This window comes from Arthrobacter sp. TmtSoilC51 (assembly GCF_055388015.1).
In genome coordinates, this window is the sequence record NZ_AP035877.1 from 3,483,402 (window position 1) to 3,509,678 (window position 26,277).

The 26,277-nt window shown below is 59.7% G+C and carries 22 protein-coding genes; 3 read left to right on the forward strand and 19 right to left on the reverse strand.

Translation table 11 applies throughout. The features are described 5' to 3' along the window. Nucleotides 1–39 precede the first annotated feature (39 nt). From ftsX to ACZ5G6_RS15960, 10 genes are all read right to left on the reverse strand, one after another. Entirely contained in the window at nucleotides 40–954 is a 915-nt protein-coding gene (gene ftsX, locus ACZ5G6_RS15915; protein WP_223933554.1) for a permease-like cell division protein FtsX, read from the reverse strand. Beyond that, nucleotides 951–1,715, reverse strand: a complete 765-nt coding sequence (gene ftsE, locus ACZ5G6_RS15920; RefSeq protein WP_223933555.1) for a cell division ATP-binding protein FtsE — start codon at nucleotides 1,713–1,715, stop codon at nucleotides 951–953. Before ftsE ends, ftsX begins: the two co-directional genes overlap by 4 nt. 180 nt (nucleotides 1,716–1,895) lie before the next feature. Further along, nucleotides 1,896–3,011, reverse strand: a complete 1,116-nt coding sequence (gene prfB, locus ACZ5G6_RS15925) for a peptide chain release factor 2 (RefSeq protein ID WP_498686482.1) — start codon at nucleotides 3,009–3,011, stop codon at nucleotides 1,896–1,898. A 70-nt stretch (nucleotides 3,012–3,081) separates the two neighbouring features. After that, a complete protein-coding gene (locus ACZ5G6_RS15930) occupies nucleotides 3,082–3,492 on the reverse strand; it encodes a pilus assembly protein TadG-related protein (protein WP_223933559.1) in 411 nt (136 codons plus the stop codon). Nucleotides 3,493–3,561: 69 nt separating this feature from the next. Beyond that, complete coding sequence (locus tag ACZ5G6_RS15935; RefSeq protein ID WP_498686486.1) at nucleotides 3,562–3,978, reverse strand: hypothetical protein; 417 nt, start codon at nucleotides 3,976–3,978, stop codon at nucleotides 3,562–3,564. Nucleotides 3,979–4,096: 118 nt separating this feature from the next. After that, nucleotides 4,097–4,483: a TadE family protein gene (locus tag ACZ5G6_RS15940; RefSeq protein ID WP_223933560.1), complete on the reverse strand. Its 387-nt coding sequence runs from the start codon at nucleotides 4,481–4,483 to the stop codon at nucleotides 4,097–4,099. 45 nt (nucleotides 4,484–4,528) lie between these two features. Beyond that, nucleotides 4,529–4,732: a hypothetical protein gene (locus ACZ5G6_RS15945; protein ID WP_498692015.1), complete on the reverse strand. Its 204-nt coding sequence runs from the start codon at nucleotides 4,730–4,732 to the stop codon at nucleotides 4,529–4,531. A gap of 131 nt (nucleotides 4,733–4,863) precedes the next feature. Continuing rightward, entirely contained in the window at nucleotides 4,864–5,805 is a 942-nt protein-coding gene (locus ACZ5G6_RS15950) for a type II secretion system F family protein (protein WP_223933562.1), read from the reverse strand. Then, nucleotides 5,802–6,659 (reverse strand): type II secretion system F family protein, encoded by an 858-nt coding sequence (locus ACZ5G6_RS15955; protein WP_223933564.1) that lies wholly within the window; start codon nucleotides 6,657–6,659, stop codon nucleotides 5,802–5,804. The genes ACZ5G6_RS15950 and ACZ5G6_RS15955 overlap by 4 nt, the downstream gene beginning before the upstream one ends. Further along, the gene (locus tag ACZ5G6_RS15960) at nucleotides 6,659–7,882 is read right to left on the reverse strand and encodes a TadA family conjugal transfer-associated ATPase (RefSeq protein ID WP_498686489.1); all 1,224 of its coding nucleotides are present in this window, start codon (nucleotides 7,880–7,882) and stop codon (nucleotides 6,659–6,661) included. Before ACZ5G6_RS15960 ends, ACZ5G6_RS15955 begins: the two co-directional genes overlap by 1 nt. Before the next feature lie 286 nt (nucleotides 7,883–8,168). Here ACZ5G6_RS15960 and ACZ5G6_RS15965 point away from each other — a divergent pair, with 286 nt between their 5' ends. Both ACZ5G6_RS15965 and ACZ5G6_RS15970 read left to right on the forward strand, forming a co-directional pair. Further along, nucleotides 8,169–10,889 (forward strand): GH25 family lysozyme, encoded by a 2,721-nt coding sequence (locus ACZ5G6_RS15965; protein ID WP_498686491.1) that lies wholly within the window; start codon nucleotides 8,169–8,171, stop codon nucleotides 10,887–10,889. 247 nt (nucleotides 10,890–11,136) lie between these two features. After that, nucleotides 11,137–12,483, forward strand: a complete 1,347-nt coding sequence (locus ACZ5G6_RS15970; protein ID WP_498686493.1) for a neutral/alkaline non-lysosomal ceramidase N-terminal domain-containing protein — start codon at nucleotides 11,137–11,139, stop codon at nucleotides 12,481–12,483. 79 nt (nucleotides 12,484–12,562) lie between these two features. On the opposite strand, the gene ACZ5G6_RS15975 is transcribed toward ACZ5G6_RS15970, so the two are convergent. Together ACZ5G6_RS15975 and ACZ5G6_RS15980 are read right to left on the reverse strand one after the other, a co-directional pair. Next, on the reverse strand, nucleotides 12,563–13,099 hold the full coding sequence (locus tag ACZ5G6_RS15975) for a hypothetical protein (protein ID WP_498686495.1): 537 nt from the start codon (nucleotides 13,097–13,099) through the stop codon (nucleotides 12,563–12,565). An 86-nt stretch (nucleotides 13,100–13,185) separates the two neighbouring features. Then, the gene (locus tag ACZ5G6_RS15980) at nucleotides 13,186–14,076 is read right to left on the reverse strand and encodes an Rv1352/Rv1906c domain-containing protein (protein WP_498686497.1); all 891 of its coding nucleotides are present in this window, start codon (nucleotides 14,074–14,076) and stop codon (nucleotides 13,186–13,188) included. A 262-nt stretch (nucleotides 14,077–14,338) separates the two neighbouring features. Here ACZ5G6_RS15980 and ACZ5G6_RS15985 point away from each other — a divergent pair, with 262 nt between their 5' ends. After that, complete coding sequence (locus tag ACZ5G6_RS15985; protein ID WP_498686499.1) at nucleotides 14,339–17,647, forward strand: chitobiase/beta-hexosaminidase C-terminal domain-containing protein; 3,309 nt, start codon at nucleotides 14,339–14,341, stop codon at nucleotides 17,645–17,647. A 69-nt stretch (nucleotides 17,648–17,716) separates the two neighbouring features. Here the strand turns inward: ACZ5G6_RS15985 and ACZ5G6_RS15990 are convergent, their stop codons facing one another. From ACZ5G6_RS15990 to glf, 7 genes are all read right to left on the reverse strand, one after another. Next, entirely contained in the window at nucleotides 17,717–18,673 is a 957-nt protein-coding gene (locus ACZ5G6_RS15990) for a glycosyltransferase family 2 protein (RefSeq protein WP_223933576.1), read from the reverse strand. A 3-nt stretch (nucleotides 18,674–18,676) separates the two neighbouring features. Beyond that, entirely contained in the window at nucleotides 18,677–19,162 is a 486-nt protein-coding gene (locus ACZ5G6_RS15995) for a GtrA family protein (RefSeq protein WP_223933578.1), read from the reverse strand. A 2-nt stretch (nucleotides 19,163–19,164) separates the two neighbouring features. After that, complete coding sequence (locus ACZ5G6_RS16000) at nucleotides 19,165–21,279, reverse strand: DUF6541 family protein (RefSeq protein WP_498686501.1); 2,115 nt, start codon at nucleotides 21,277–21,279, stop codon at nucleotides 19,165–19,167. A gap of 74 nt (nucleotides 21,280–21,353) precedes the next feature. Further along, nucleotides 21,354–22,085, reverse strand: coding sequence for an ABC transporter ATP-binding protein (locus tag ACZ5G6_RS16005; protein WP_223933582.1), 732 nt, complete (start codon nucleotides 22,083–22,085; stop codon nucleotides 21,354–21,356). Beyond that, a complete protein-coding gene (locus tag ACZ5G6_RS16010) occupies nucleotides 22,086–22,943 on the reverse strand; it encodes an ABC transporter permease (protein WP_223933584.1) in 858 nt (285 codons plus the stop codon). 2 nt (nucleotides 22,944–22,945) lie between these two features. Continuing rightward, nucleotides 22,946–24,958, reverse strand: coding sequence for a glycosyltransferase (locus ACZ5G6_RS16015; RefSeq protein WP_498686503.1), 2,013 nt, complete (start codon nucleotides 24,956–24,958; stop codon nucleotides 22,946–22,948). Further along, the gene (gene glf, locus ACZ5G6_RS16020; protein ID WP_223933588.1) at nucleotides 24,955–26,139 is read right to left on the reverse strand and encodes a UDP-galactopyranose mutase; all 1,185 of its coding nucleotides are present in this window, start codon (nucleotides 26,137–26,139) and stop codon (nucleotides 24,955–24,957) included. Before glf ends, ACZ5G6_RS16015 begins: the two co-directional genes overlap by 4 nt. Between the last annotated feature and the right edge of the window lie 138 nt (nucleotides 26,140–26,277).

Consider the following 26,277-nt stretch of genomic DNA (forward strand, 5'->3'; position numbering starts at 1 on the left):
TTGTCAGCACAGTCGTTCGTCGCCATACGTCCGTCATCACTAAACCTTCAAGTAGCGCCGGAGGGTCAACAAGGAGGATATCCCGGCCAAGCCACCGCCGAGCGCAATCAGCACCGGCGCGATCACCAGGACCTGCGTCGATGAGATGAAGGGAGTGTTAAGGAACTGCCTGGAGAGGTCACCGTTGAGCCAGAAGTGTGCCATGAGCCACAGCGTCACGGATGCCAACACGGCCCCGACGACGGCGGCGATCACGCCCTCCAGGATAAACGGCAACTGGATGACTGTCTTCGAGGCGCCCACCAGGCGCATGATGCCCGTTTCCCGGCGCCGGCTGAAGGCGGAGAGCCGGATCGTGGTGGTGATTAGAAGCACCGCACAGAAGATCATCACCGCGGCCACACCCATCGCGGCCACAGAAGCGCCATTCATCCAAGAGAAGATGCGCTCCAAGACCTGGCGTTGGTCACTCACCGTCTCAACGCCCGGCTGCGAGGAAAATGTTTCGCTGATGATCTGGTACTTCTCAGGGTTCTTCATGTTGATGCGGAACGAGGCCGGCAACTGGTCCTCGGACACAGAATCAACAATGGGTGAATTGGAGAACTGCTCTTTGAAGTGTTTGTAGGCCTCGGCCTGGGATTCAAACTGGAAGTCGTTGATGTATTGCTTGACGGCGGGAGACTCCAACATGGCCTGCAGGTTGTCCTGCTGTTCCTTGGTGGCTGGCCCCGAGGCGCAACCAACCGCCGTCGAGCCGTCGTTGCAAAGGAATACGGCAACCTGGACTTTGTCGTACCAGTAGCCCTTCATCTGGTTGATTTGCATCTGCAGCATACCCGCTGCGCCAACGAACGTCAGGGAAACAAAGGTCACCAATACGACCGAGATCACCATGGACAGGTTGCGGCGCAAACCGCTGCCGATTTCCCCGAGGATGAAAAGGAGCCTCACAGCTGTGCCCCCTGCGCGCGGTTGATTTCTTCGCCACTGGCATCCCGGAGCCGGCGGGATTCACCCACAACCGGGATCATGGACGTGTACAGGGCCTTAGCTTCGTCTCGGATGACCTTGCCATTCTTGAGTTCCACCACACGGCGGCGCATTTCGTTAACGATGTCGTCGTCGTGGGTAGCCATGACTACAGTGGTGCCGTTCTGGTTGATCTTGTCCAGGACCCCCATGATTCCCATCGAGGTAATGGGGTCAAGGTTTCCGGTGGGCTCGTCCGCGAGGAGGATACCTGGGCGGTTTACCACCGCACGGGCAATGGCCACGCGCTGCTGCTCGCCACCTGAGAGTTCGTGGGGCATCCGCCGTTCCTTGCCCTCAAGACCCACGGTCTTCAATACTTCAGGAACTGTCTCCCGAATGATGGAGCGGCTCTTGCCGATGACCTGCATGGCAAATGCCACGTTCGCGAAGACATTCTTCTGCGGGAGCAGGCGGAAATCCTGGAAGACGACGCCGATACCCCTTCGCAGCTTGGGCACTCGCCAGCTCGAAATGTTGGCCACGTTCTGGCCGGCTACGTAAACCGAACCTGAGGATGCTTTGTCTTCCTTCAGGATCAATCTCAGGAACGTGGACTTTCCTGAGCCCGAGGCGCCCACAAGGAAGGTGAATTCACCGCGGTTGATCTCAAGGCTGACAGAATCGAGCGCCGGTCGGGCATTCTGCTCGTAGACCTTGGTGACATTCTCAAATCTGATCATGGCCCTTTAGAACCCCGCCGGACATGACGTACTCGCCCAGTCCAACAGCCGGAGCGCGGGCTTTCGATGGGGGAAGTGAGAGCACCGGCCACTCGACTATACGCACGCAGCAGCCGGGATTCCGGGGGTTTCCGGGGCGTGTCGCCGAATCGGACACTACCGGAACGGCGAATCGAGAACCTAGCTGGCTGCGTTCCGGTTGCCCGTGCGCCAACGGATACCGGCATCGATGAAGTCATCGATGTCGCCGTCCAGCACCGCCGACGTATTGCCTACTTCGTGTTCCGTGCGCAGGTCCTTGACCATCTGGTACGGATTGAGCACGTAGGAGCGCATCTGATCTCCCCATGATGCCTTGACGTCGCCAGCCAAGGCCTTCTTTTCAGCGTCCTGCTGTTCCTTCTTAACAAGCAGCAACCGCGACTGCAGCACACGCAAGGCCGCGGCCCGGTTTTGAAGCTGCGACTTTTCGTTCTGCATTGACACGACGATCCCCGTGGGAATGTGTGTCAGGCGCACGGCGGAGTCGGTCGTGTTGACTGACTGTCCTCCAGGCCCGGAGGACCTGAAGACGTCAACGCGGATTTCGTTGTCCGGAATCTCGATGGAGTCGGTCTGTTCAATCAGCGGGATCACCTCGACGGCGGCGAACGAGGTCTGCCGGCGGCCCTGGTTGTCGAAGGGGCTGATACGGACAAGGCGGTGTGTGCCAGCCTCGACGCTCAGCGTGCCAAAAGCGTACGGCGCCTTGACCTCGAACGTGGCGGACTTCAGACCTGCTTCTTCGGCATAGGACGTGTCCATCACGGTGGTGGGGTAACCGTGGCGCTCCGCCCACCGCAGGTACATACGCATCAGCATCTCGGCGAAGTCAGCGGCGTCAACGCCACCTGCTCCTGCCCGGATGGTCACCACAGCTTCCCGTTCGTCGTATTCGCCTGACAACAGGGTGACAACTTCGAGCTCGGCGAGGGCCTTGCGAATAGAGGCAAGCTCCTTGGCTGCCTCGTCCATGGACGCTTCGTCGCCCTCGTCCTGGCCGAGCTCCACGAGAACTTCGAGGTCGTCGATCCGGGAAGCCAGCTTGGACAAGCGCTCCACTTCGGCTTGCCGGTGGGACAAACGCGAAGTGACAACCTGCGCGGATGCGGGGTCATCCCAAAGGTCCGGCGCCCCAGCTTGCTCACTCAATTCGGCGATCTCGGCCTTCAAGGCATCAACATCGGTGACGTTCTCGATGGAACTGTAAGTGGCGCGAAGCGCGCGGATTTCTGCGGGAAAATCAATCTCAGCCATGGTCTTTCCAGCGTACGCTATCAGCCGGGCTCCCCCGACTGGGCTACGTCATTGCGTCCGTATCATTGCGCTATTGCGTGAGCCGGGACCTGGCCGTGGATCTGGCTTCAACGGGAATTCCCCCGGGCAGCAGGAAATTGACCAACGGCGGATGGGCGATGGCACTCAAGACCACCACCGCGGTACCACCGTTTGAACTGCCCGTTCCAGGAGCAATTGCCAAGTGATCGTGCTTGGAGAAGGCATCGCTGCTGCCCAGATACAGATCAACTGCGCCCAGTACCCGCTCATCCACCAGCGATGCTGAGGGCGCACTGATTCCTTCGATGTCGCCCACTACGTACGAATCAGCCGCGGCAAGGGCCGCACCGTCAGCCAAGGACAGGAGTTTCTTGTGTTCCAGGTAGATCGCCGAAGTAGCAATGACCACCGAGGCCAGCAGGAGCGCCAGAAGCACGAAGCCAACAATCAGCACACTCATTTGCCCCTCTTCGGCACTGCCTCTTATCCGCCCTTTCGCCATCACCTGTGCCTCCTCCTCACTTTTGGCTCATTTGAAGCGCCCAACGACTTGAGTAGCAGAGGCATTGAGCACGGCAGCGTCCAAATGAAGTGCGTCACCAAACGGAACCATCAGTAGGGGGACAGTCAGTCGAACCGATACCGTCACTGTTGCCCCTGCCGAAAGGCAGTCTGACCGGTCGCATGAGATTTGAATTTTGGCCGCTTGCGCCGGATAGCCGTAATCCTTCAGCGCCACGAGGACACTCTGCTCCGCGGCAGTCCTCGCGAGGGCGGGTTTAGTCTGCGAAACAAAAACTTTTGCTGCCTGATCTGCCGCACCGACTACCGCGAAGGATCCGCCTTGGATTTGGCCTACGGTTACCAGGAAATAGACCACCGGAACCATGAGCAACACAGCCAGGAACGTGAACTCCACCATTGCGCTGCCCCGTTGACTTTCCACGCCTGCCCAATTCGCAGCCGTGTCTCGTGAGGGGTCGGGCTCCGGCTGCCGGATCCCACCCAGCCGATGCCTCATGGCGTGCATTGTGGAAGTGGGTAACGGCGTCGGACTCTGCACGCTACTCCGGCAGCGCAGCATGTCCGCTCACCTCCATGAATCCTCCAGGGCCGATGAGCCCCACGACTGGAATGGGGGCCCTCACGGTCACTTCCAAGGTACGAATTCCATCCAGTCTTGTTTCAGCGGTAGCCACGTCTGTTGCGAAGTCGCCATTGAGCGTCATTTCGATCAGTTCGGATGTCCTTGCCTTCGCGTCTGCGGCCGTTCGATCGGCAAGGGCCCCATACCCAGCTCCCGACGCTGCAGCATCAATAAGCGTGTTCCGCACGTGAAGGACAAGCGTGAGCTGGACGATTGCCATGAAAAACAACGTCAGCAGTGCGCCAACCAGCACAAAATCCACAACTGCAGAACCCCGTTCCCCAGATTCCTTTGCGCTGGGCACGTGGAGATGGCGATTCTGTACGCGGCAGCGTACCTGCCCCATGTCCTAGCCGCCCACTTTGGCCATGGCCTGCGCGAAGAGGTCCGCCAATGCCGGCGATGCAATGGCGAGAAGACCCGCGACCAATATGGCGGACATTAAGGTGATCATCACCCATCCAGGGACGTCACCGCGCTCACCATCTTCCAGTGGCGATACTGCATTTCCCGCCATCACCGCGAACGCCCATGGGAAAAGGGGCAAGGTCATCGTGTTTGTGGCAGAAAACGGGCGTCCGTGCTTGTTCATTACTTCCCCAATGTGTGTTTGATTTGTGTTTCTGGATGTGTAGGTGCTGTGGAGGGATAAGGCTAGGTGGTCAATGTGCCGGCTGGGTCCTGTCAAAGGCTCAACTGCAGCGCAGCGAGTGCTGGAAACGCTGCGAAAATGACCGTTAGTGGAAGGACTCCAAATACAAGAGGCACCATCATGCCGATTTCCTTTCGACCGGCTGATTCCATAAGTTCCCGCTTCGCAGCGTCCCGGACATCGGCAGCTTGTGCCCGGAGTACATCGGCCAATGGAGTCCCCCGCTCCACGGCCACCACCAACCCGTCGACGAAACGGACGAGGGGCGGCAGCTCTGTTCGGGTCGAGAACGCCTGGAGTGCCTGGACCAGTGACTTTCCTGAACGCGTGTCGGCCAGAACAGCGGTGAATTCCTTGGCAAGCTCGCCGGTGGAGCTGCGGGATATCCTGTCCATCGCACCCACGGCGCTCTCACCGGCCGCGACGGCAAGTGCCATGAGTTCGGCAAGGCTTGGAAACTCCGCGAGAATCACCGATTCGCGACGCTTGATCTTTTGGCCAAGCATGAAATCGCGAAGCAAGTATCCACACAAAGCACCTCCGATCACCGCCATCAGCGATGGAAGCGGGCTGAATCGTCCGGAGGCAGCACCCAGCCCTACGCCGAGCAGGGCGAGAAAGAATCCACCTGCGGCACACACAAGTTGTTCCGCACGGAAATCCAGCACCGTCTTCGCCGACCCGGCTCGAGCCAGTCTTTTTCGCAGCGCTGCTCCACCACCATTGAAGCGGGACAAGTGGCCGATTCCGTCCTGGATAACGGGGCGGAGTATGCGTTCCAGAGGTCCGAAGGGTGTGAGATTATGCGTTGGCGCCCTGAGGAGGCGCGACTCGAGATTGTGCGACTTAAGCTGCGGGTCAATTCGATCCGCGAAGGTCCTGCCACGCATAAATGGAAGTCGTACCAGAATCAACCATGCCCCTCCGCCGAGGAGTAGTCCGAGGAGCGTTGCAATGGCGGTCGACGTGCTCATCGCAGGACCCGCTCATCCTCGGGCAACGCCCCAATGCGCAGCATGACTGCATAACAAATGACCGAGACAAGCAGTCCGCCCAGCAGGACTATGGCCCCCACCCCGGTGTTATAGGCAAGCATGGCTTCCGGCCTGCCAGCCATAACCACCAAGACTATCCACGGCGCAGCGACAGCAAGCCGGGCACCGTTGACTGTCCAGGATTGCCTGGCCTCGAGTTCGCTGCGCGTCCGGGCGCTTTCCCGCAGAAAGCCGGCCAACGTTCCCAACATGCGTCCAAGGTCCGAGCCACCCACTTCCCGCGTCATCCGGAGTGCCTCAATAATCCGGTCAGCCACCGGATCTGCCAGGCGGTCCTTGAGCCTGTTTGCCGCCGAGTCGAAGTGACCGCCCGATCGATAGTCGGCACCAAAATCAAGGAACAGGCTGCGTAGTTCGTCTGGCCCTTTATGCCCGAGTTGGATCAGGGCCTCTGGCAATGCCAGGCCAGCGCGAATGGCTGACCTGAGATGGTCCACAACATCCGGCCAGAGTTGGCGCAACATCGCGCGGCGTTTCCGCGCCCGACGACGTACGAGGCCAAAAGGGATCCAAGCGCCGAAGATCCCGAAGCAAAGGCAGACGGGCAGTGAAGAGGTGAGAACGAAGAATAGGAGCATCGCAACGAGTCCGCAGCCAGCGCAGCTGAGAAGCAGGCCCGCACCGGTGACCTTTTCTATGCCTGCCGAGAGCAAGAGCAGTTCCAACCGCCGGGGATGGGGTTCCCTGGCCGTGGCTGCTGGTGGATGCTCCCAGGTCGACCACCAAATGAGGAAAGCTCCACTGCCGCAAAGGATCCCCAGTAACGGGGCCATCAGTTCAGCTCCAGCAGGGCTGCGACATCAAAACCAGCCAAGGCAAACTTGTCGACGGCTGGCATGGAGTTGGCTTTGGGCTGCAACTGCCCCTCAAGCATGCGGAACACCACGGAGGATTCGATGACGCCGTTTTCCACACGGCGTCCCAGCGACAGGATTTCGGTTACCTGCCGGCGCCCATTGGACTGCCGGGCACAGTGGACTACCAAGTCAATACATGAGGCGACTGTTGGCACGACGAATGCACTGGAAATGTTCGCCCCTGCCAGTAGGGGCAAGGTGCAAATCTTGGTGACCGCGTCATGGGCCGAGTTTGCGTGGACCGTGCACATGCCCGGAAGCCCGGAATTCAACGCGATCAGCATGTCGAGGCTTTCGGCTTCTCGGACTTCACCGACCACCAGACGGTCAGGCCTCATGCGAAGGGCTTCCTTAACGAGTCTTCGCAACGGAATTTCACCGTGGCCTTCGAGGTTCGGTTGCCGGCACTGGAGCCCCACGACGTCACGCAGTGGGAGTTGTAATTCAAAGATCTCTTCAACCGTCACTACGCGCTCACGTGAGCCAATGCTTGCCGCAAGGCAATTCAGCATTGTGGTCTTCCCTGCCTGGGTGGCACCTGAGACCAGAATATTAAGCCCGCTTGCAACCGCTGCACCGAGGAACCTCGCAGCCTGGGGCGTGAGGCTGCCCAATTCGACGAGATGCTCAAGCCGGCTCGCCCTGGCGATGAACTTTCTGATGTTGACGGCCCAGTGCTTCCGGGTGATGTCAGGAATGGCAACATGCAACCGGGATCCGTCCGGCAGGGCCGCATCCACGAACGGGGACGACAAGTCCAACCGCCGGCCCGAGCTCTTGAGCATCCGTTCCACGAGATCCCGGACTTGCTGCTCGGCCAGGGTGATTCCCGTGAGTTCGGACTCCCCATTGCGCGCGACATAGATTTCGTGAGGCGCGTTGATCCAAATTTCCTCTATGCCGGGATCATCCAAGAACGGCTGCAGCGGACCGAATCCGGCTACGGCATCAAAGACATGCCGGCGGGCAGTTTCCAGATGTCCCAGCGGCGGAAGGGGTCCCAGGAGAGCCCTTTCGTCATAGTCGTTGACGGCATCTTCCACCAAGCGCCGAACGTCCGCTGCCTGTTCGAGGGGGTCTAACCCGCGGCGCCTAATAAGCTCGCGGACCTCACCCTCCACAATCCGAACAGCCTCCATATATCCCCCAAAAACCTTCGTGTCCGTATCCGAGAGGCGTATCTCGAGTCACCTACGCTAGGACAGCCGTGGTCCGGGTCCAAGTCCTGCTTGGCCGCTTGTGGATAACTATTGAAACAAGAGTCCCTCCAGTATCCCCAGCCCCACTAGTCACTCCAGTTTCGGAATGTTAGGGTAAAGCCCGTTAGGAGCTGGCCTTTGGTCCCATGCGCAGGCGCCCGCCCCGGAGCTTGTCAGCAAGCCACACCATGCGCCGCTGAGCCGCGGCACAGGGCCGGAATTGGATATGACAAGAACCTCAGTAGAGTCGGTCCGTCGCATGCCACTTGCCAGGACTGGAATCGCCCTTTGCCTGGCCCTGCTGGCAGGCACCTTTCCCGGCGTTCCTGCATGGGCCGTGAATTCCGGCCCTCGGCCGGTTCCAGCTCCCACCGCCGAAGAGACCCCGGCAGCGCCAGGCTCACTCCTTCCGTCGACAGAACCCCGGGCTGTCCCGGCGGAAAGCGCCCCGGTGGTGACGAGTCAGAAGCCGTCGCCCACCGCCGTCGAGCCTCCTCCTGCTGTTCCACCCCTGCCGGCTGTCGGCCCCGCGGCGGACGATCCAGCTACGCTTCCAACGACCCTGGCAATGCCCGGCAACGCTCCGGACGCCGAAACCATGAAGGCGGCAATGCGTGCCGCAATTCCGGCGGGCGGAGCAGAAATGGGTCAGCGCTCGCCCAGGGTCGTGGCGGCAAAGCAAGATAACGGAAATTCAGGGCCTGCCGGCGCACGGGCAGTCGGCCAAGTGGTGCCCATGGCGGCCGACCCAGGGCACTGGAGGCCTACTATTGGTGTCCACGGACAGGATGTCAGTGCGCACCAAGGCAACGTCAACTGGCAGAGCCAATGGAACCAAGGTTCACGTTGGGCTTACGTAAAAGCCTCCGAGGGCAACTACTACGTCAACGAAAACTACACGCAGCAATACGACGGTTCACGCAACGTCGGAATGGTACGCGGCGCTTACCACTTCGCCATCCCCAACTGGTCCTCAGGTGCGGACCAGGCAAGGTACTTCGTCGCCAACGGAGGCGGATGGACAGCGGATGGCTACACGCTTCCACCCGTCCTGGACATCGAATACAACCCCTACGCCGGGCGAACCATCAACGGGTTCTACTTCGGCAACACGTGCTACAACATGTCCAAAGCACAGCTTGGCCAGTGGGCTGCGGACTTCGGCAACACGGTCAAAGCCCTGACGGGCCGCTTCCCGGTTATCTACAGCACCACGGACTGGTGGAATACGTGCGTAGGCAACTCCACGTTCGGCAGCTACCCGCTTTGGATTGCTTCCTACTGGAACAACCCCACGAATTCTCCCGGCTACCTGCCCGCAAGCTGGGGCGATTACAGCATGTGGCAGTACAGCAGCACAGGGCCGTTCGAAGGTGATTCCAACATCTTCAACGGTAGCTACGACCAGCTGCGAACGTTCGCACGCGGCGTCTCAACCCCTTCCAACCCATCCATCAAGTCCGGTGCGGACATTCTCACGACAAGCTCTACGGGCCGCCTGGATGTGTTCCCGGCAAGCGGAAGCGGGCGGATCAGTGGCCCCGTGGCAATCGGCTCGGGGTGGGCAGGAGCAAAATCGCTGTACGTAGTGGACTGGAACCAGGACGGTGTCCAGGACATTCTTTCGCAATGGCCCGATGGGACGTTGAAGTTCTTCCGGGGGGCTCCCGGGGGTAGCTTCTACGCCCCCGTCCAGGTCGGTTCCGGCTGGCAGGAAATGTCCCTGACTGTGGGGTGGTGGAACTCCAAGGATGCCTATCCGGGCGTCATAGGACAGGACTACCTGGGCAATTTGTACCGGTACCCGAACACGGGCGGTGGAACGCTCAGCAACGGGACATTGATAGGGACCGGTTTCAGTGGCCACCAACTGAACCAGATCGACTTCGATGGCGACGGCAGCCAGGACATAGTTACGCGAACGTCCGACGGCACCCTTCGCTTGTATCGCTCGAATGGTTTGGGCAGCTTCCTCAACGAAGCCCCCCAAGTGATTGGTTCCGGATGGAACGGCATGACGTCGGTCAGTTCAGCCATCGGCTTCAGTGACGCCGGGTCGCAGGGGCTTCACGCCCGTACCGCCAACGGTGACCTCTACTATTACCCTGCAGTCTCAGGGTCGTGGGGCAACCGCAGTCTCATCGGATTGGGTTGGGATGACGCAATCCGGATCAGCGACGCTCCCTTGGATGTAGAGACAACCCTCGGCATCGACCAAGAGGATGTGGTGGCGGTCCGCCCAGACGCCAACCTCTACCGCTATCCCGGAACGGGCACCACCGCGCTTCTCCCGGAGGACCTCATCGGAACGGGATGGGCCGGCTTGAAGGCCGGGTTCGTCACGGATTGGAACGGAGACGGCACCCTGGACATTGTGGCGCAGTGGTCCGACGGCCGGCTAAACGTCTACCCGGGCCGGACAGGCAGCGGTTTTGGGTCTCCGATCGCCCTCGGCAGCAACTGGAAGGATTGGACGCTGACCGCTGGCACGTGGAAGAAAGCCGATGCCCATCCCGGCCTCGTAGGATACGACTCCACTGGTCGCCTCTATTACTTCAGCAACCCCACGGGAAAAACGGTGTCCACTGGTGTCTCCATTGGAGTCGGTTGGACCGGCCTGGACATAGTGCAGATGGACTTTGACAAAGATTCCAATGCGGACCTCCTGGCCAAGAACTCAGAAGGTGATCTGAAGCTGTACCGTTCGAACGGCACTGGCAACTTTATGCAGGAAGCTGCCGGCGTGGTCGGAACAGGTTGGAATATTATCTCCAGCTTCGGTGCGGTACGGGGATTTGCCGGAGCCGGCTCCAGCGGCATCATCGCCCGTACCACCGTCGGCGAGCTCCGATACTACCCTGTGGGTTCGAACCGGTCGTGGGGAACACTGTCTCGGATCGGCACGGGCTGGAACAGCCTCACGATCCTGGCGCCAGCCACCAAATAGCATGCAACCCGCCCCTTTCGAGGGCCCTTTCGTGGAAAACTTCCGTGAAAGGGCCCTCGGTTGATTTCCAGCCTGTGCGGCGTACGGCCATGCGATAAATATCGCCGTGGAGCGGCCTAAATTCGGGGATCACATGGTCTAATGAAGGTGGTCTCACGTATTGGCTGTTCAGCGCATTTTGGGATACGGACTTTGTTTGGGGGCAAGCGAAGATCACCCATTGCGCACAATCAAGGAGTGATCTTTTATGGCGTTTAGAGTTGGAACTGCAAGCGCTGATATTACGCCGTCGCTGAGCACGAATCCGTATATGGCCGGATATGGAACCACGGACGGCGGACGCGAGGCCACCAGTAGCTCGCCGTTCGAGCCCCTCTACGCACGGGCAATCCTCATCTGGGAAGACGCCCACCCCCACATCATCATCTCGTTGGATGTCCTGGCGCTGCCTCGGGCCATGCATCAACGGATCCGCGACAGGATCATCCAACTCGCCGATTGGTCCAGCAGCGACATTCTGATCCAAGCGACACATACGCACAACGGTCCCGCGCTGATCGACACCTTGCACCCCTTCATGGCCTACGGACTGGCGGACCTGGGATTGGTCCGTTCGTACAGCGACGACCTGGAGGACACGGTCGTGAACCTAGCGCAGGAAGCCTTGAACGCGAATGAAGAGTCAGTCACCTTCGACTACAAAGTTTCAACTCAGAACTTTTCCGCGAACAGGGTAGGCCTGCCATACACAGAAACCGCCGTCCCCATTCTGGTAGCCAGGCGGGGCAACGGCACACCCGCAGCCGTGATCTTCAGCTACGGCTGCCACCCGATCAGTGCAGGTTTGCGCACACTCTTTGACGGAGATTTCGCGGCGGGCGCCTGCAATTACATCGAGAACCGGAACCCGAATTGTTTCGCGATGTTCGTGCAGGGACCAGCCGGGGACCAGGACCCCGGAGGAGTCCGCAGCTGGGAACTCAGGGACCAGCATGGGGACGCCCTCGGCGCGACTGTCAATTCAAACATGCAGTCCGCGGGCCGGGCACTCAGCGGCCCGATGGTGACGCGCTATCAGGAGGTCCAGCTTCCACTGGATATCACACCGACGGCGGACAACCTGGCCGCCGTTCGCGCCGCATATGTGGCTCGTTTGGCGAACCCCAACGGCCAGCCGCTGTGGTATCAGCGTCACGCCCAGGTCATGATCGGACGCATCGACAGCAATAGCTACAAAACAGCGGTGCCTTCCCCCTTCCAGGTGTGGAAGTTCAACGGCAGTCCGCAACTAAAGATCGCCATGATCGGGGGCGAACTCGTCAGCGGTTATGCGGCCTATTTCCGCAATCGCAACGGCGGAACCAACGGAATCCTCGTTGGTGGATACGCGAACGAATCCTGCTGCTACATACCCAGCAACGAATTCTTTCCACCGTTCATGCCGCTTGGCAGTTATGAGGGCGGCTGGGAACCGGATTTCCCGGGAATAGCCGGTGGATCAATGACCGTTTACGGGCATCTGGCCCACTTCAAGGCGGGCACCAATGGCGTGGAAACCACGCTGATCAACGCGATGAATAGCTTGCTTGCCTGACCGCAGGGCCGCTGTAAAGGGCGCGGGCCTAAAGAGGTCCGCGCCCTGCGTGTTTGTCTAATTTGTGGGAGCCGCCCGCCTATCCGGACACTGCCGTCTTGAGCCACTTGGTGAGCACGGCCGCCTGTGGCGCCAACGGCGCAAGTGTCAAGGCGCCCTTCACCACAGGAACTCCATAAGCGGCAAGTGAGGCTGCGAGCGTCCTGGGATCCGTCCGGGTGCAGGCCTTAATGATGCGCAGGCAAAGGGCCGAGGCGTCTCCGGGAACGGCACCCGCTGCCAGGGCGGCATTGACGGCGGCCGTCTCCTCTGGAGTCAGAATATGCGGTCCATTTCCGACATAGTCCACTTGGCACTCAGTGACGTGCATGTAGCGCGTGGAGGCCCAGACTTCGTCAAGGCTCGAGAATTTGCCTATCAGGCTGCCATCTGCCGCTGTGCACGTGAACTGATACCGGATCAAAGGTTCCGGACGTTCCACGGGGATTTTGTTGTCGTTTGCGACCACAGGCGCCATATCGAGTGCTGGTGGCTGGGAAGTTTCTACATTGGTTCCTGAGCAACCGGCGAGGGCAAGAGCTGCCACGCCGAGCTGAAGAACACTGCGCCTGCGCATGTCCACCGAGGGATCCCCACTTCATTCGGATGCTCCCCAGCTCCGCATGCATTGGTTATTCGCCCCACGCCGTTTCCGGCTGCGTCTTAGTACATCTTCCCCCAAATTCCGCATTTGTCACTAGTAAAGTTTTGGCCGGTAGCGAGATCGACGCTCTGGCCCACCGCCGGGAGCCCTCCACCGGCAGCAAGGGCGCCCCCCGCAGCGGCAACGGACCACTTACATTCAGCTGCGACCGGGCCTTGCTTGACCAATTGATACTTGCCCGGTTGGACTGACTCGCCCACTTGGTACATGCCATCGCCTACCCGTGTGCCATCGGCCCACGCCGCGATGATTTTGCCCTGCGGAGCATCTGGGCAAAGCGAGGCTGCGGCGAGCAACGCCCCGTGACCTGCGCCCTGGAAACCGCCGGGACCGCTTTCATCGCTGACCCGCGTACACAGGCGGAGGACGTCCAGCATCACAGCAAGGCCGTCATCATCGCCCGCTCCGCCCGGCGCCGCCGTCGAAATTGCCTCTGCTTCCCGAGGCGTCGGCTGGAACGGTTCCGGGCCGGTGTAGGTGACATCGCACGAGCCCATCCGTGTGTAATTTGTGGCGGCCCAGACCTCCGCCAGACTCGACAACTGGACTTCCGGCGAGGCGTCAAGACTTGTGCAGCGATAGGCGTAACGGTCGGGTTCATCGCCTTCCCCCAACGGTTCGCCGTCCCCTGAGGTGCTGCTGCTGGGAACCGTCGACGGCGAGTGGCTGGGTTCCGCTGTTCCGCTGGTGGTTGCTGTTGCCGACGCCGTAGTCGTTCCCGGGGTGGGTTGGGGCGACGGACCCGTGCAGGCGGCCAACAGCACCACCAACGGCACCACGATCGGAAACAGTCTGCGCATTGTGACCTCCACCTCAATCGTGCGGGGCTGCGTAGGCGCGGTCAAGACATTGGAACCGGCGAACGCGAGGCCAAGAAAAATGCCCTGCATCAAAAGTCACTAGTGACAAATGTGAAAATTGGGGGAAGATGTACGTAGACGCAGCCGGGAACGGCGTGGGGCGAATAACCAATGCATGCGGAGCTGGGGAGCATCCGAATGAAGTGGGGATCCCTCGGTGGACACGCGCAATCGCAGTGTTCTTCAGCTTGGTTTGGCATGTCTTGCCCTCGCCGGTCGCTCAAGAACCTCTCAGGTAGACTCCCATAGCCCGTCCCGGGGCCGAGTGGATCGAAGACGGCATAGCCGTACATTGACCGCCCTTCTTGCCACTGCCAGCCTCGCTGCTGCGGCGCTGACAGGAGTGCTTACTGGAGGGCCTGCCGCAGCTGACCAAGCCCGCCAGACGCTGGCTGTTGGTCTGACCAAGGCCGCAGGCGCTGTTGTGGATCCCGGTGGAAGGATCTGGGTTTCGGATGCGCGTGCAGGATTCTGCCGCGTGACCGAGGCATCAGGAGCTACACCGGGCGGCCTCGAGACAGGCACCTGCCTTGGAGGCACCTTGGCTGGACACAAAAGGGGTCCCGCGCTGGCTGGGACTCCTGCAATGATCGATCCGTCTCCCGCCAACAACGGCAATGGTGACGAAATCGCGTTCATTCCGGATGCCGCCGTCGGAAGTTCCGAGGTAGTTCGTGCGGTCTGGAACCCCACCGCCGGGTTATTCGACTACGACAGCCAGTTGACCATCTTCGACGGCGACCTCCGCCCGAATGCCGTCAGTGACGGCCCCGATGGCAACATCTATTTGTCGTTCGCAAATGCCCGGTCGATTGTGAAGATCGTGGATCCAACGGCTCTCCATCCCAGCATCGAATCAATAGCTTCGGTGAGCACAAGCTCCTTGAGCCTTGCTGCCACCCACCGCAACAGTGCCGGCAACGTCGTTGTTTATGTCGCTGAAACCTCGGGACTGACCGTGTTCACGGCACCTGAGGACGGCGTACTCACCAACTTCGTACCCGCGCCGCTCTATAACGTCGGCAAGCCGACAGCCATCTACTACGACTGGCAGTCGCCCCTGGTCCTTTACACGGGAACAGGTGTGGGAACCACCACGGCCGACGCCGGCAAGGACACGGTCTCGCGCATTGACCTGAGCACTGACACCGTGAACAACCAATGGGCCCTCGGTTTCAGCAAGATTGGCGGCCTGTCAATGCGCGGCGGCAAGCTCCTGGTCATGGAAGATCCAGGTCAGCTGGATCCTGCCAAACCCGCCCAGCAGGGAAGATTGCTCACCCTCGGTGGCGTCGTACCTTCAATCGTGAGCGGTCCGACGGCGGCAGACGGAACCCAGGCAGCCAACCCGGCCTTCACCAATGACTCCACGCCTACCTTTACGGTAGCCTCGACGCCTCCCGGCGGCGCACTTGAATGCAGCCTCCAATTGAGCACCGCAACACCTGTCTGGCAGGTGTGCACGGGAGGCACGTATACGCCAGCCACAGCCTTGGCCAACGGCGCGTACACATTCTCGGTACGTGCGGCACCGACAGGGCTTCCGGTATCCCGGTCATTCACGGTTGATCTGACTGCCCCCGCCGCTCCGGTCATCACCTCACCTACCGCTGGAGCAACAGTCAACGGTGCGCCTGTCCTGGGCGTAACCTCCGAGGCGGATACCATCCTGTCCTGCTCGGTAGATTCGACGACAACTTTCACGGCCTGCAGTAACGGGTTCGTCTTCAGCCTCACTACCGCGGGCCAGCACGTCCTTCGGGTGCGGGCGACAGACATGGCAGGCAACATCAGCACCGTGGCATCGGTGACGGTGACCGCCGACTTGACTGCACCGCAGGTGTCCATCAGTTCTCCTGCAGAGGGTGCAACAGTGGGCATCTCGCCGTCGTTCACCTTTGCCTCAACGTCCACGGACGTTGCCGGGTTCAGGTGCAAGTTGGGCGCCAACGCCTTCACAGCATGCACGTCGCCAAAGTCGTACACCAACGTGCCCAATGGTCCTGTCACGTTCACGGTGGAAGTCCGGGACAACGCAGGAAACACCTCCACTGCTACCAGGAATGTCACTGTCTTCGCTCCCGACACAACACCACCGGTGGTCTCCGTCGATCCTGCCGGAGGAACTTACGGGCCCGGCAAAACCATCAGCCTCTCGGTCAACGAAGCGGCCACGATCTACGTCACAACCGATGGCACGACGCCTACAACATCCAGTCCTGTCTATTCAGGGCCGATAGCGTTGACGTCGATGACATTGAAGTATTTCGCACGGGACACCGCGGGGAACGATTCAACCGTTGCGACTCAAACGTACGTACTTGACAGCGCAGCGCCAGTTTTGACTGTTGCTCCGGCTGCCGGAGCCTACGCTTCAGGGCAGCTTGTCACGATGACTTCCAGCGAATCGGGCAGTATCTTCTACACAACGGATGGGAGCACGCCCGCTACTGCAGTCACGGGAAGCACGAAAGCATACTCGAGTCCGTTCGCACTCACGGCCAACACCACAGTGAAGGGCCTTGCTGTGGACGCCTACGGAAACGCCTCAGCGATTACAACCGTTGCCTACACAATTCTGGACACCACCCCACCGGTGGTCACTGCGACACCCCCTGCGGGCAGCTACCCAGTAAACCAGCAGATCACCCTCACGGTTAATGAAGCCGGATCCAGCATCTACTTCACAACCAACGGCACTACACCGACAGCCACAGCCGCCAATAAATACTCCACAGCCATCACGCTGACCGCCGCGATGACGTTGAAGTACTTCGCAGTGGATGCCTCCAACAATAGTTCGGCGATCGTCAGCCAGGCCTACACCGTGACAGCGCCACCAGCCAACACCTGGAAAGACTACAACGGCGACTCAAAGAACGACGTCGTTGCGCGGGACAGCGGCGGCACGCTATGGCTCTATCCAGGCAACGGCACTGGCGGTTGGCTGACGCAACGTTCCTTGGGCACAGGTTGGAACACGCTGAACGCCATCGTCCCCACCAAGGACTTCAACGGTGATGGACGAAGCGACGTCCTGGCGCGCGATACCAACGGCGTCCTCTGGCTCTACCCTGGAAATGGGGCCGGCGGGCTCCAGCCCAGGGTGCAGGCCGGCACATTGTGGACGGGCATGACGCTCATCCTCGCGCCAGGCGACTTCAGCGGCGATGGCAAGGCCGATGTATTGGCGCGGGATTCGGCCGGCACTCTGTGGCTCTACCGTGGAAACGGCACCGGCGGCTTTGCATCCAGTGCCCAGGTTGGCACTGGATGGAACGCCATGACAGCGATCCTGAGTACTGGCGACTTCAACGGCGACAGCAAGACCGATGTCTTGGCCAGGGACACCTCAGGTATTCTCTGGCTGTATCCAGGGAACGGAGCCGGCGGATGGCTCAGCAGGGTCCAGGTTGGAAGCGGCTGGAGCGGGATGACCGCCATCCTGGGCCCCGGCGACTTCAACGGCGACGGCAAGAACGATGTCCTGGCACGTGATTCCGGTGGCAACCTCTTCCTGTACCCCGGCAACGGAACATCGGGATGGCTCTCCAGGAGCCAGGTCGGATGGGGCTGGGGAGGTTTCACCTCACTCCCCTAGGATGAAAGACAAGGGGAGGGCCAGGACGACAAAACGTCCTGGCCCTCCCCTTTTTTACCGTAGAACCAGCTACGAACGTTCCTTCATGGGATGCATCGTGGGGCGGTTCGGACTCGCTTGGATATCCAACTGCAGGGATACGAGCAGCATCTGAACACCCAGCACAAAGGGCACCACAGCCAACATCACCGATCCCGCAGTCGGAGATCCCACGCTTGCAGCGAGGACCCAGATCCCGGCAACGAGACCCATGACGATGAGGGCGATACCTGCGATCAGCAGGAGGGCAACCGCTGAGAAGGACCAAACCATGTACTTCCACCAAACCCGGCGCCAGAAGCCGCCAAAGAGCATGGCCAGAAGCTCGGGGATCACCTTCCGAAGCTTGATGCTGGAAACCTCATTGCCGTAAACAGCAGGGATCGGCACATCCACAATCGGTACGTCGAGGATGTTCAGGTGAATCAGGAGATCGTTCTCAAAGCTGTAGCGTGCGGCCACCTTGTTCATAGGAAGGCGGCGAAGAACTTCGGTTCGGATTGCGGTGTAGCCGTTCTGGGGGTCAAAGATGTGCCAGTAACCCGAAGCGAGCTTGGTCATGAATGACAGAACGATGTTGCCGAAGATACGGTAACCGGGCATACCGGCAAAAGACTCACCGGAGAAGAAGCGGTTTGCCTTCGCAAAGCCGTAGCCATCCACCACCGGATCGAGCAACTGGGGGAGGTATTCCGGATCCATCTGGGCATCGCCGGCCATGACGACGTTGATGTCGGAGCCCAGCTCCATTGCTGCTTTGTGGGCAGTCAGGACTGCCCCACCTACGCCTTGGTTGACCTCATGCCGGATCAAGGTGACCCGACCGTCGTCGGCACGAAGGGCAGCCCCTGAGGTGTCGTCAGGGCTGCAGTCATCAACAATGACAATGTCATCGACGAAATCAGGCATCGTTTCGATGACCTGCGCGATGTGGTTCTCTTCTTTGTAGGCCGGTACTACCGCGGCAATTCGAACGCCTCGATACATCGATTATCCTTCGCTGCTGTTAGGTGTGAGTTTCTGTGCTGGCGCGTCGGTGCCCGACCCGCCATCTGTCTGTTCGCTGGCGCTCTTCGGTTGCTTCTTTTGCGGGAAGATCCAGTGCTTGTAAATGAAGTAGTTCCATCCCATGGTCACAATCGTCGCAACCACTTTACCGGCAACATATCCAGCACCGAGGAACTGGAAAAGCTCCACGATTCCCATGACAGCCACAGTGTTGAAAGCCAGGAGCCCGGAATACCTCAGCACTCCACCCAGGGCGGTTCCGCCACCGCCGAAGGCAAAGTGGCGCTGTAGGAAGTAATTGAAGAAGAAACTCCCCCAGAAGCCTGCACCCGTGGCCAACCAAAGCGGCCACCCAAACACCTGGAAACAGAGCGCCAACAGACCGAGATCCACAATGAAGCTCAGTCCGCCCACCACGAGGAAGCGGAACAAGCTGGACGAGAGGAACTTTTTGATGAATGCCTTCATGGCTAGCAGATCCTTCCAAGCGGGGCGATGCCGTCGGGGTTCCGGTTCTCGAGGATTCCCGGAACTCCACCAAGCTGGACGCGGTCCTTGGCAGCGGCCTCAAAGGCTTCCTTGCCTCCAGGCAACTGGGACCAATCGATCCGGTACAGGGCCGCGTTTCCATCACGCACAACGAGCTTCAGGTAAGGGATGGAATCCGGATGGGTCAACCCCGCCTTGGGCTCGTCCCAGGCCCTGATCCGACCGTCAGCAATGTATACCCATTCGATACCAAGCTCCGAGGCGGCCGCCCGTACGTCGGGATCAGTCGCAAGCTCGGGAAGCTTTTGAAGGACCAGTAGCTGCCGATTCGTGGGAAGTATCTCGAAGTGTCGGATCATTGGCATCCGGTTTCCCAGTGCGTACATCCATACGGAACCATCGCAGGAATCATTCAGCACCGTGGCGTCCTGGGGGACGTACTGGTCGATTTTGCTGAGCAGATCCACTTCAGACGAGCTCAGGGTGGGTCCATCCACCTTTGTATTGATGTTGATGCGCTCGGCGTTTTGCTTGAAATACGGGACCGCTCCGACGCCGCATGCCAACAGGACTGCCACTGCGGCCGAAGCCATGATGACGTGGTTCGGCCTGCGTCCGTCTTTGCCTTCGGATTCATGGGATTTTGCCCGACGATTGCGGAGCCGGCGGACCGCCCACTCGATTGCCTCGGCGCACTGGGCAACACCCAATCCGGCAAGCGGCACGAGGAGCATTACCAAGATACCGAAAATGCGCCATTGGTCGTCGTAGAAGGGAGCCGTCAGGTTCAGGAATCTAGGGCTGTCACTACCCATGGTGTAAACCGAAAGAAACGCAAAGGCCAGGACCGGGCCGAAGTACCACCACATGCGGACCCTGAAAGCAACTGCGAGGCACCCAAGGGCAACAAGAGCTGTCAGGATCGGCATTGCCATGGAGCCATGGTTCAGGAAGACAATGTTCTGGATGGCACCACTGCGATCAGTGTCCGGGGCCCACGTCATTTTGGAGACCCGCTCAGATTCCTTGAGCATCTGAGTGATAATCGGCAAGCCGATTATCATCGCCAGAACCCCTGACACTGCCAGGTAAACAGTGATACCAAGGATCCTGCCCTTACGCCGTATGAGTGCGGAGAGCAGCCAGAAGACAAGCACGGGCAGTACTACGAATGCCAGCGAGGGGTGGACGGCAATGAGCCCCACGGCGCCGAAGGCAATGCCAAGGACCCAGAACTTTTGCCGTTCCAAGGCACCCTTGACAGCCAGAAAGACGAAGGGTCCAACCAACACCATGCCCGCGAAGAACGGAATCAGCGGGCCACGCCATAGAAGGTCATAGGGGTAAACAGTGAACCAACCCGAGACTGCAGCCGCAGCGGCCACCGCAATCGGGCGGCGCGTGAGAATCATCGTCAAGGCCATGGCGCTCAGCGGCAGCTGGACAGCCATCATCACCAAGACGAAAACATTCAGGAACACCGGAATACTGACGCCACTCATCGGCCAGAACAGCGAGAGCACTGCATGGAATGCAATCGGGTAGCTACGGATGGGCGCATCAGAAATGGTGGTGTCGTAGTAGGCGAAATTGCCCGCAATGGCCGGGTCCCATTCATGATTCACCGAGATAAGCCGGATCATATTGGCGTGCCAAGGGATGTCCCAGTCCTGGTTAATGCCCAGGAGGCCTTCAGTGCCAACAAACCATGACACCCCTGCAACGGCACCGCCGGCAAGAAGTCCGGCCAACAGGATCCACCAGGATCCGGCAAAACGATGCTTTCCGAAAATGCTGGGCTGCGTTCGGAGGGGTGCCTCGAACCTGTCAGGGAACCGGCGCTTCAGCAGAACCCTTAAGGAGAACAGGACCGCAGCCAACACCAGCAGAACGGCGGCCACTGGAAGCAGTTGCCAGCTAAGCCCGAGGGAATTGCCCATCACGCCGATGACCGTCAGGGCACCCATGCCCAAAAGTGGTGCCACGACGGGCAGGAGGGTTCGGCGCACTCCCAGCGCTTCTCCGAGAAGCCAGCCTGGACCCCACCACAACACAACGATCAGGAGTACACACAAAAGCAGTGGGCCGATACCCATTCCTACGATCGCCTTTCTTAGATGCTTCCACTAGCCATCCGTTGACAGACGACTCTTGCTATTGGATGCCGGACTTAGTTGCGTTCCCGCAACCAGGCGACAGCCTGATCGGCCGGACCTTCAAACTGGACAGTGCCGGAAGACAACACGACTCCCCTATCGCAGATCCGCGAAATCATGTCCAGGTCATGGCTAACAACCACCAGGGTCCTGCCTTCATCGGACAGCTGCTTGATCTTGGCCAAGCACTTCCGCTGGAACGGTTCATCGCCAACGGCCAGGATCTCATCCACAAGGAAGATGTCCGGCTGCGTATGGACCGCAACAGCAAACGCCAGGCGCAGGAACATTCCGGAAGAATAGAACTTCACTTCCGTGTCAATGAACTGCTCAATCTCGGAGAAAGCAACGATCTCGTCGAATTTCTCGTTAATCTCCTGCTCTGTCATTCCAAGGATTGCAGCATTGAGGAAGACATTCTCGCGGCCAGACAAATCCGGGTGGAAACCGGCGCCAACCTCGATCAGTCCGGCCACGCGACCCTTGGTCCGCACCGTGCCCTGATCTGGAAGGATGACCCCGGAAATGAGCTTCAGCAAGGTGGATTTACCGGAGCCGTTGAAGCCCAAGAGGGCTACAGTCTCCCCATCTTGAATCTCAAAGCTGACATCGTGCAGGGCATCGAACTTCTTCGTGAGTTCTCCCTTGCGTCCCTTGACGAGCCAAACCAGCGTCTCTTTAAGGGAGTGCGAGTGACGCAGGTTGAAGGTCTTTTTCAAGCCCTTGACTATGACGGCGGTGCCCACTCAGACCTCCTGCGCAAAATGGCCTTCGAGCCGGCGGAAGACCAGCTGGCCGATAATAAGGAAAACTGCGGCCATGCCCAGTCCAGCCAGCCCCGTCAACATGAGATGCGGGGGTAGCTCGACGGGCTTGGTGACCGTGGGATACCAGAACGCCCAATGGAACAATTCAACAGCCACCGTCACCGGGTTGAGCTGATAGATCGTCAGGACCCAGTCGGGAGCAAGCCGACGGATCATGGTCCAGTCATAGAGTACGGGCGAGGTCCAGGTAACGATCATCATCAGCATGTCCACGATGTTCTCCGCGTCACGGAAAAACACGTTGACGGCCCCTGCCAGGAGGCCAAGGCCCGTGGCGGTGACGGCCACAATGACAAAGCCCAGCGCTGCACCCAGAAGCTGCATGACATCGGGTCGCCACCCGTTGAAAAGGGCGGCAACCAACAGGACGACCAGTTGGGGAAGGAAATGTACAGCAGCGACCCACACTGACGCCACGGGAAAGAGCTCCCGGGGCAGGTAGATCTTTTTCACCAGGGCAGCATTCCAAACGATCGAACGCGTTGCATTTGAAAAAGCCTCAGTGAAGAAGTTGACCACGATGACGCCGGAGAACATGTAAAGCGCGTAGTTGGGAATCTGGTCCCCCACGCGAAGTACGATGCCCAGTGCAAAGAACAAAACCAGGTATTGGACCAACGGTTTCACGTAGGACCACGCCAGACCCAGCACGGAGCCCCGGTAGCGGACCCTGAGTTCCTTGCGGACGATCAGTTTGAGGAGGTACCGGCGCCGGAATACATCCAGCAGACCGGCACCCACCCCGGGAACAGCATAGATATCAGTGGAGTTGGCCATCGCTACTTTTTGGGCTCCGAAGCATCGAACGTTTCCCGCCAGGATTCCATCGATGTGATCTGCGGCAGCGCGGCACGGTACTGCGCCCGGAGCGTCTCCCAATTGGAGAAGAGCTGTGCGTGCAACTGCGTTGTTTCAACCAAAAGCCGGCGTGCCAACTTGGGATCGCGCTGGTACCAGGAGGCTCCTGTGCCATCTGCAGTGGAGACAACGGCACTGTCCAGGTGGGCCAGGCTCCACCATTTGCCGTCCTGATGCGCAACATGGGCTTCAGGGTTGGTCTTCGCAGAGTCGCGGACCGGAGCAAGGGTCTGCTTGAGGACGGTCTTGACAGCCCAAGGCAGCAGGCCAAGGGCGCCGGGCTGCTTGTAGGTCTGCGGCTTCTTGGGCGGACGCTTGCGGAAGGACTCAGGGAACGCACCGGGATCGGTCTTGACCTGTGAGTCTACAAATTCGTCACGCATGGCGCGGAGCTTGGGCATCGTGGTGGGAAGCTGCTCATGGAGCTTGTCCGGGCCTTCCAAGACGTCCCGAAGAGCCATGACGCGGGCTTGCTCGGGGTAGTACTGCATCGACACCAGATGCTTGATGTCCGTGTTCAGGCTCTCGCGGAAAATGCGGCCGCCCTTGGGGAACGGCGAATGCAGAAGGGTCGCGATGAGCCTGTTGCGCTCGTGGTAGTAAGCCTGCCAGTCCACGGAGTCATCTTTATCAGCCCAGGAGACATGCCAGACTGCCGCGCCCGGCAGCGTTACGGTGGGGAAGCCTGCCGCGCGGGCCCGAAGGGAGTATTCAGCGTCATCCCATTTGATGAACACCGGAAGGGACAGTCCGATGGTTTCCACTACGGTCTTGGGAATGAGGCACATCCACCAACCGTTGTAGTCCGCGTCCCAGCGGCGGTGCAGCAGCGGGGTTGAACGGAGACCCTCTGCCGAGAAGTCGTGGTTTCCCAGACCCTCGACGGGTCCCCATAGGAAGCGGTAGAAATTCACCACTTCGGCGTAAGCGTGCAGAACGGACTTGTTATACATGTCGAACATGTGTCCGCCGACGATGGTGGGCTTACGGCATAGATCGGCAAACGCGACAGCCCTGAGCACACCTTCGGTCTCAAGTTCAATGTCGTCGTCGAGCAGCATGACATAGTCGCTCTTGTCCGAGACAAGCATCTCGTACATGTTGCGGGCGAACCCACCCGAGCCACCGAGGTTTCCCTGGTTAATGATGCGCAACTGGTCGCCCATGGACGCGGCGACTTCGTCGAACCCGTTTTCGTCGGCGACCTTCTTGTTGCCTTGGTCCACAATGATCAGTTCCGCCAGGATTTCACGGAGACCGGAGTCGGCGTCGATCGACTTGATGGTTTCAAGGCAGTAGTCGGCACGGTTGAAGGTAGTAACACCCAGGGTGACCTTCCCTTGGGGCCTGCCTTCGTCAGGAACAGCCCAGTGGGCGCCCTTAAGGGTCATTCCGTCGCCGCCGGCAATGAGATCGAACCAGTACCAACCGCCGTCCCCAAAGGGAGCGAGTGTAAGTTCGAACTCGTTCGATGCATTTCCTTCAACGAGGATCGAGTCGACTCGCTGCGAAGCGCCGCGTGCGTTGGACCGGTAGACGATCACCGTCCCTTCGCCCTCGGTCTCGATGTGGAGAACCGTCTTTGTGGCGATGGTCCATTTCCGCCAGTAACTGGCGGGGAAGGCATTGAAGTAGGAACCAAAGGAAAGACGTTCGCCACGGCGCACCTGCACCGATCCGCGGTCCAGGATGTCCTCCGGGTGGAGTTTGCGGGCCATGCCTACAGCCTGAATGACTGCTGCGCCGTTGTCGTCTTGCTTGCGGACCTTATTGGTGTCCGGGTCGACATAGAGCGGGAGGGTATCGAGGTCGCGGTTGGCCGGAAAAACCACACGCTGGACTATTCGAAGATTCTGCTCGGTCGAGGCCGGGCTGTCTGCAGCTGTTGTGGCCGTCATGGCAGTTTCCTGGCTTTCATTCGTTGTGGCGGTCATGCGTCCACTCCACCGCTTTCCAGCTTGGCGCCGCCCGTGAAGTGCGGCTTGATCTTGTTGTCGAACATGGACAGGGCCGAGCCGATAGCCATGTGCATGTCCAAGTACTTGTACGTCCCGAGACGGCCGCCAAACAGCACGGATTTCTCGCCACGTGCAAGATCGCGGTAAGCGAGCAGTTTGTTGCGGTCCTCTGATGTGTTGACAGGGTAGTAAGGCTCGTCGCCCTTCTCCGCGAAACGCGAAAATTCGCGCATGATGACTGTTGCGTCCTTCGTGTAGTCACGCTCGGGGTGGAAGTGGCGGAACTCGTGGATGCGCGTAAATGCGGTCTCAGCGTCCGGGTAGTTCATCACAGCACACCCTTGGAAGTCCTCGATCGGCAGAACTTCTTCTTCGAGATCGATGGTGCGCCAGGAGAGATCACCCTCGGCGTAGTCGAAGTAGCGGTCCACTGGGCCTGTGTAGACGACCGGAACCTGCCCGAGGACGGAGGATCGGCCAAATTCGCCGTCGTCAAAGAAGTCCGTGTTGAGGATAACTTCGATATTGGGGTTGTCCGCCATGCGCTCGATCCACGCTGTATAGCCGTCGACCGGGAGCCCTTCGTAGGAGTCATTGAAGTAGCGGTTGTCATAGTTGTAGCGCACCGGGAGCCTGGAGATGATCTCCGCAGGAAGGTCCTTCGGATCCGTTTGCCACTGCTTGCCCGTGTAGTGCTTGATGAACGCCTCATACAGGGGCCGCCCGATCAGCTGTATTCCCTTGTCATTCAGGTTCTGGGGATCAGTGCCGGCGAGCTCGCCAGCCTGCTCTGCAATGAGCTGGCGTGCTTCCGTGGGACTCATTGCTGCACGGAAGAACTGGTTGATCGTACCCAGGTTGATCGGCATGGGGTACACCTCGCCCTTGTGGCTGGTGTAAACCTTGTGCTGGTAGTTGGTGAACTTGGTGAACCTGTTCACATACTCCCAGACACGTTCATTCGACGTGTGGAAGAGGTGCGCTCCGTAGCGGTGCACCTCGATTCCCGTCTTCTCTTCATTCTCGCTGTAGGCGTTTCCTCCAATATGGTGGCGGCGATCAAGAACCGCGACCTTAAGCCCCAACTCGGTAGCGGCGCGTTCTGCAATGGTCAGGCCAAAGAAACCCGAGCCGACGACGACGAGATCAGCGTTCACAAACTCTCCTGTGTATTGGCGTGCGGGCACAGAAGTGCCCACGTCTACTGGTCAAGGCTACCCGACATGGCGCGGGTTCCCCGTATCCGGGCCCATCGCCAAGCAGGGGCAGCCGGGGTCCACAAACGGCAAGGGGAG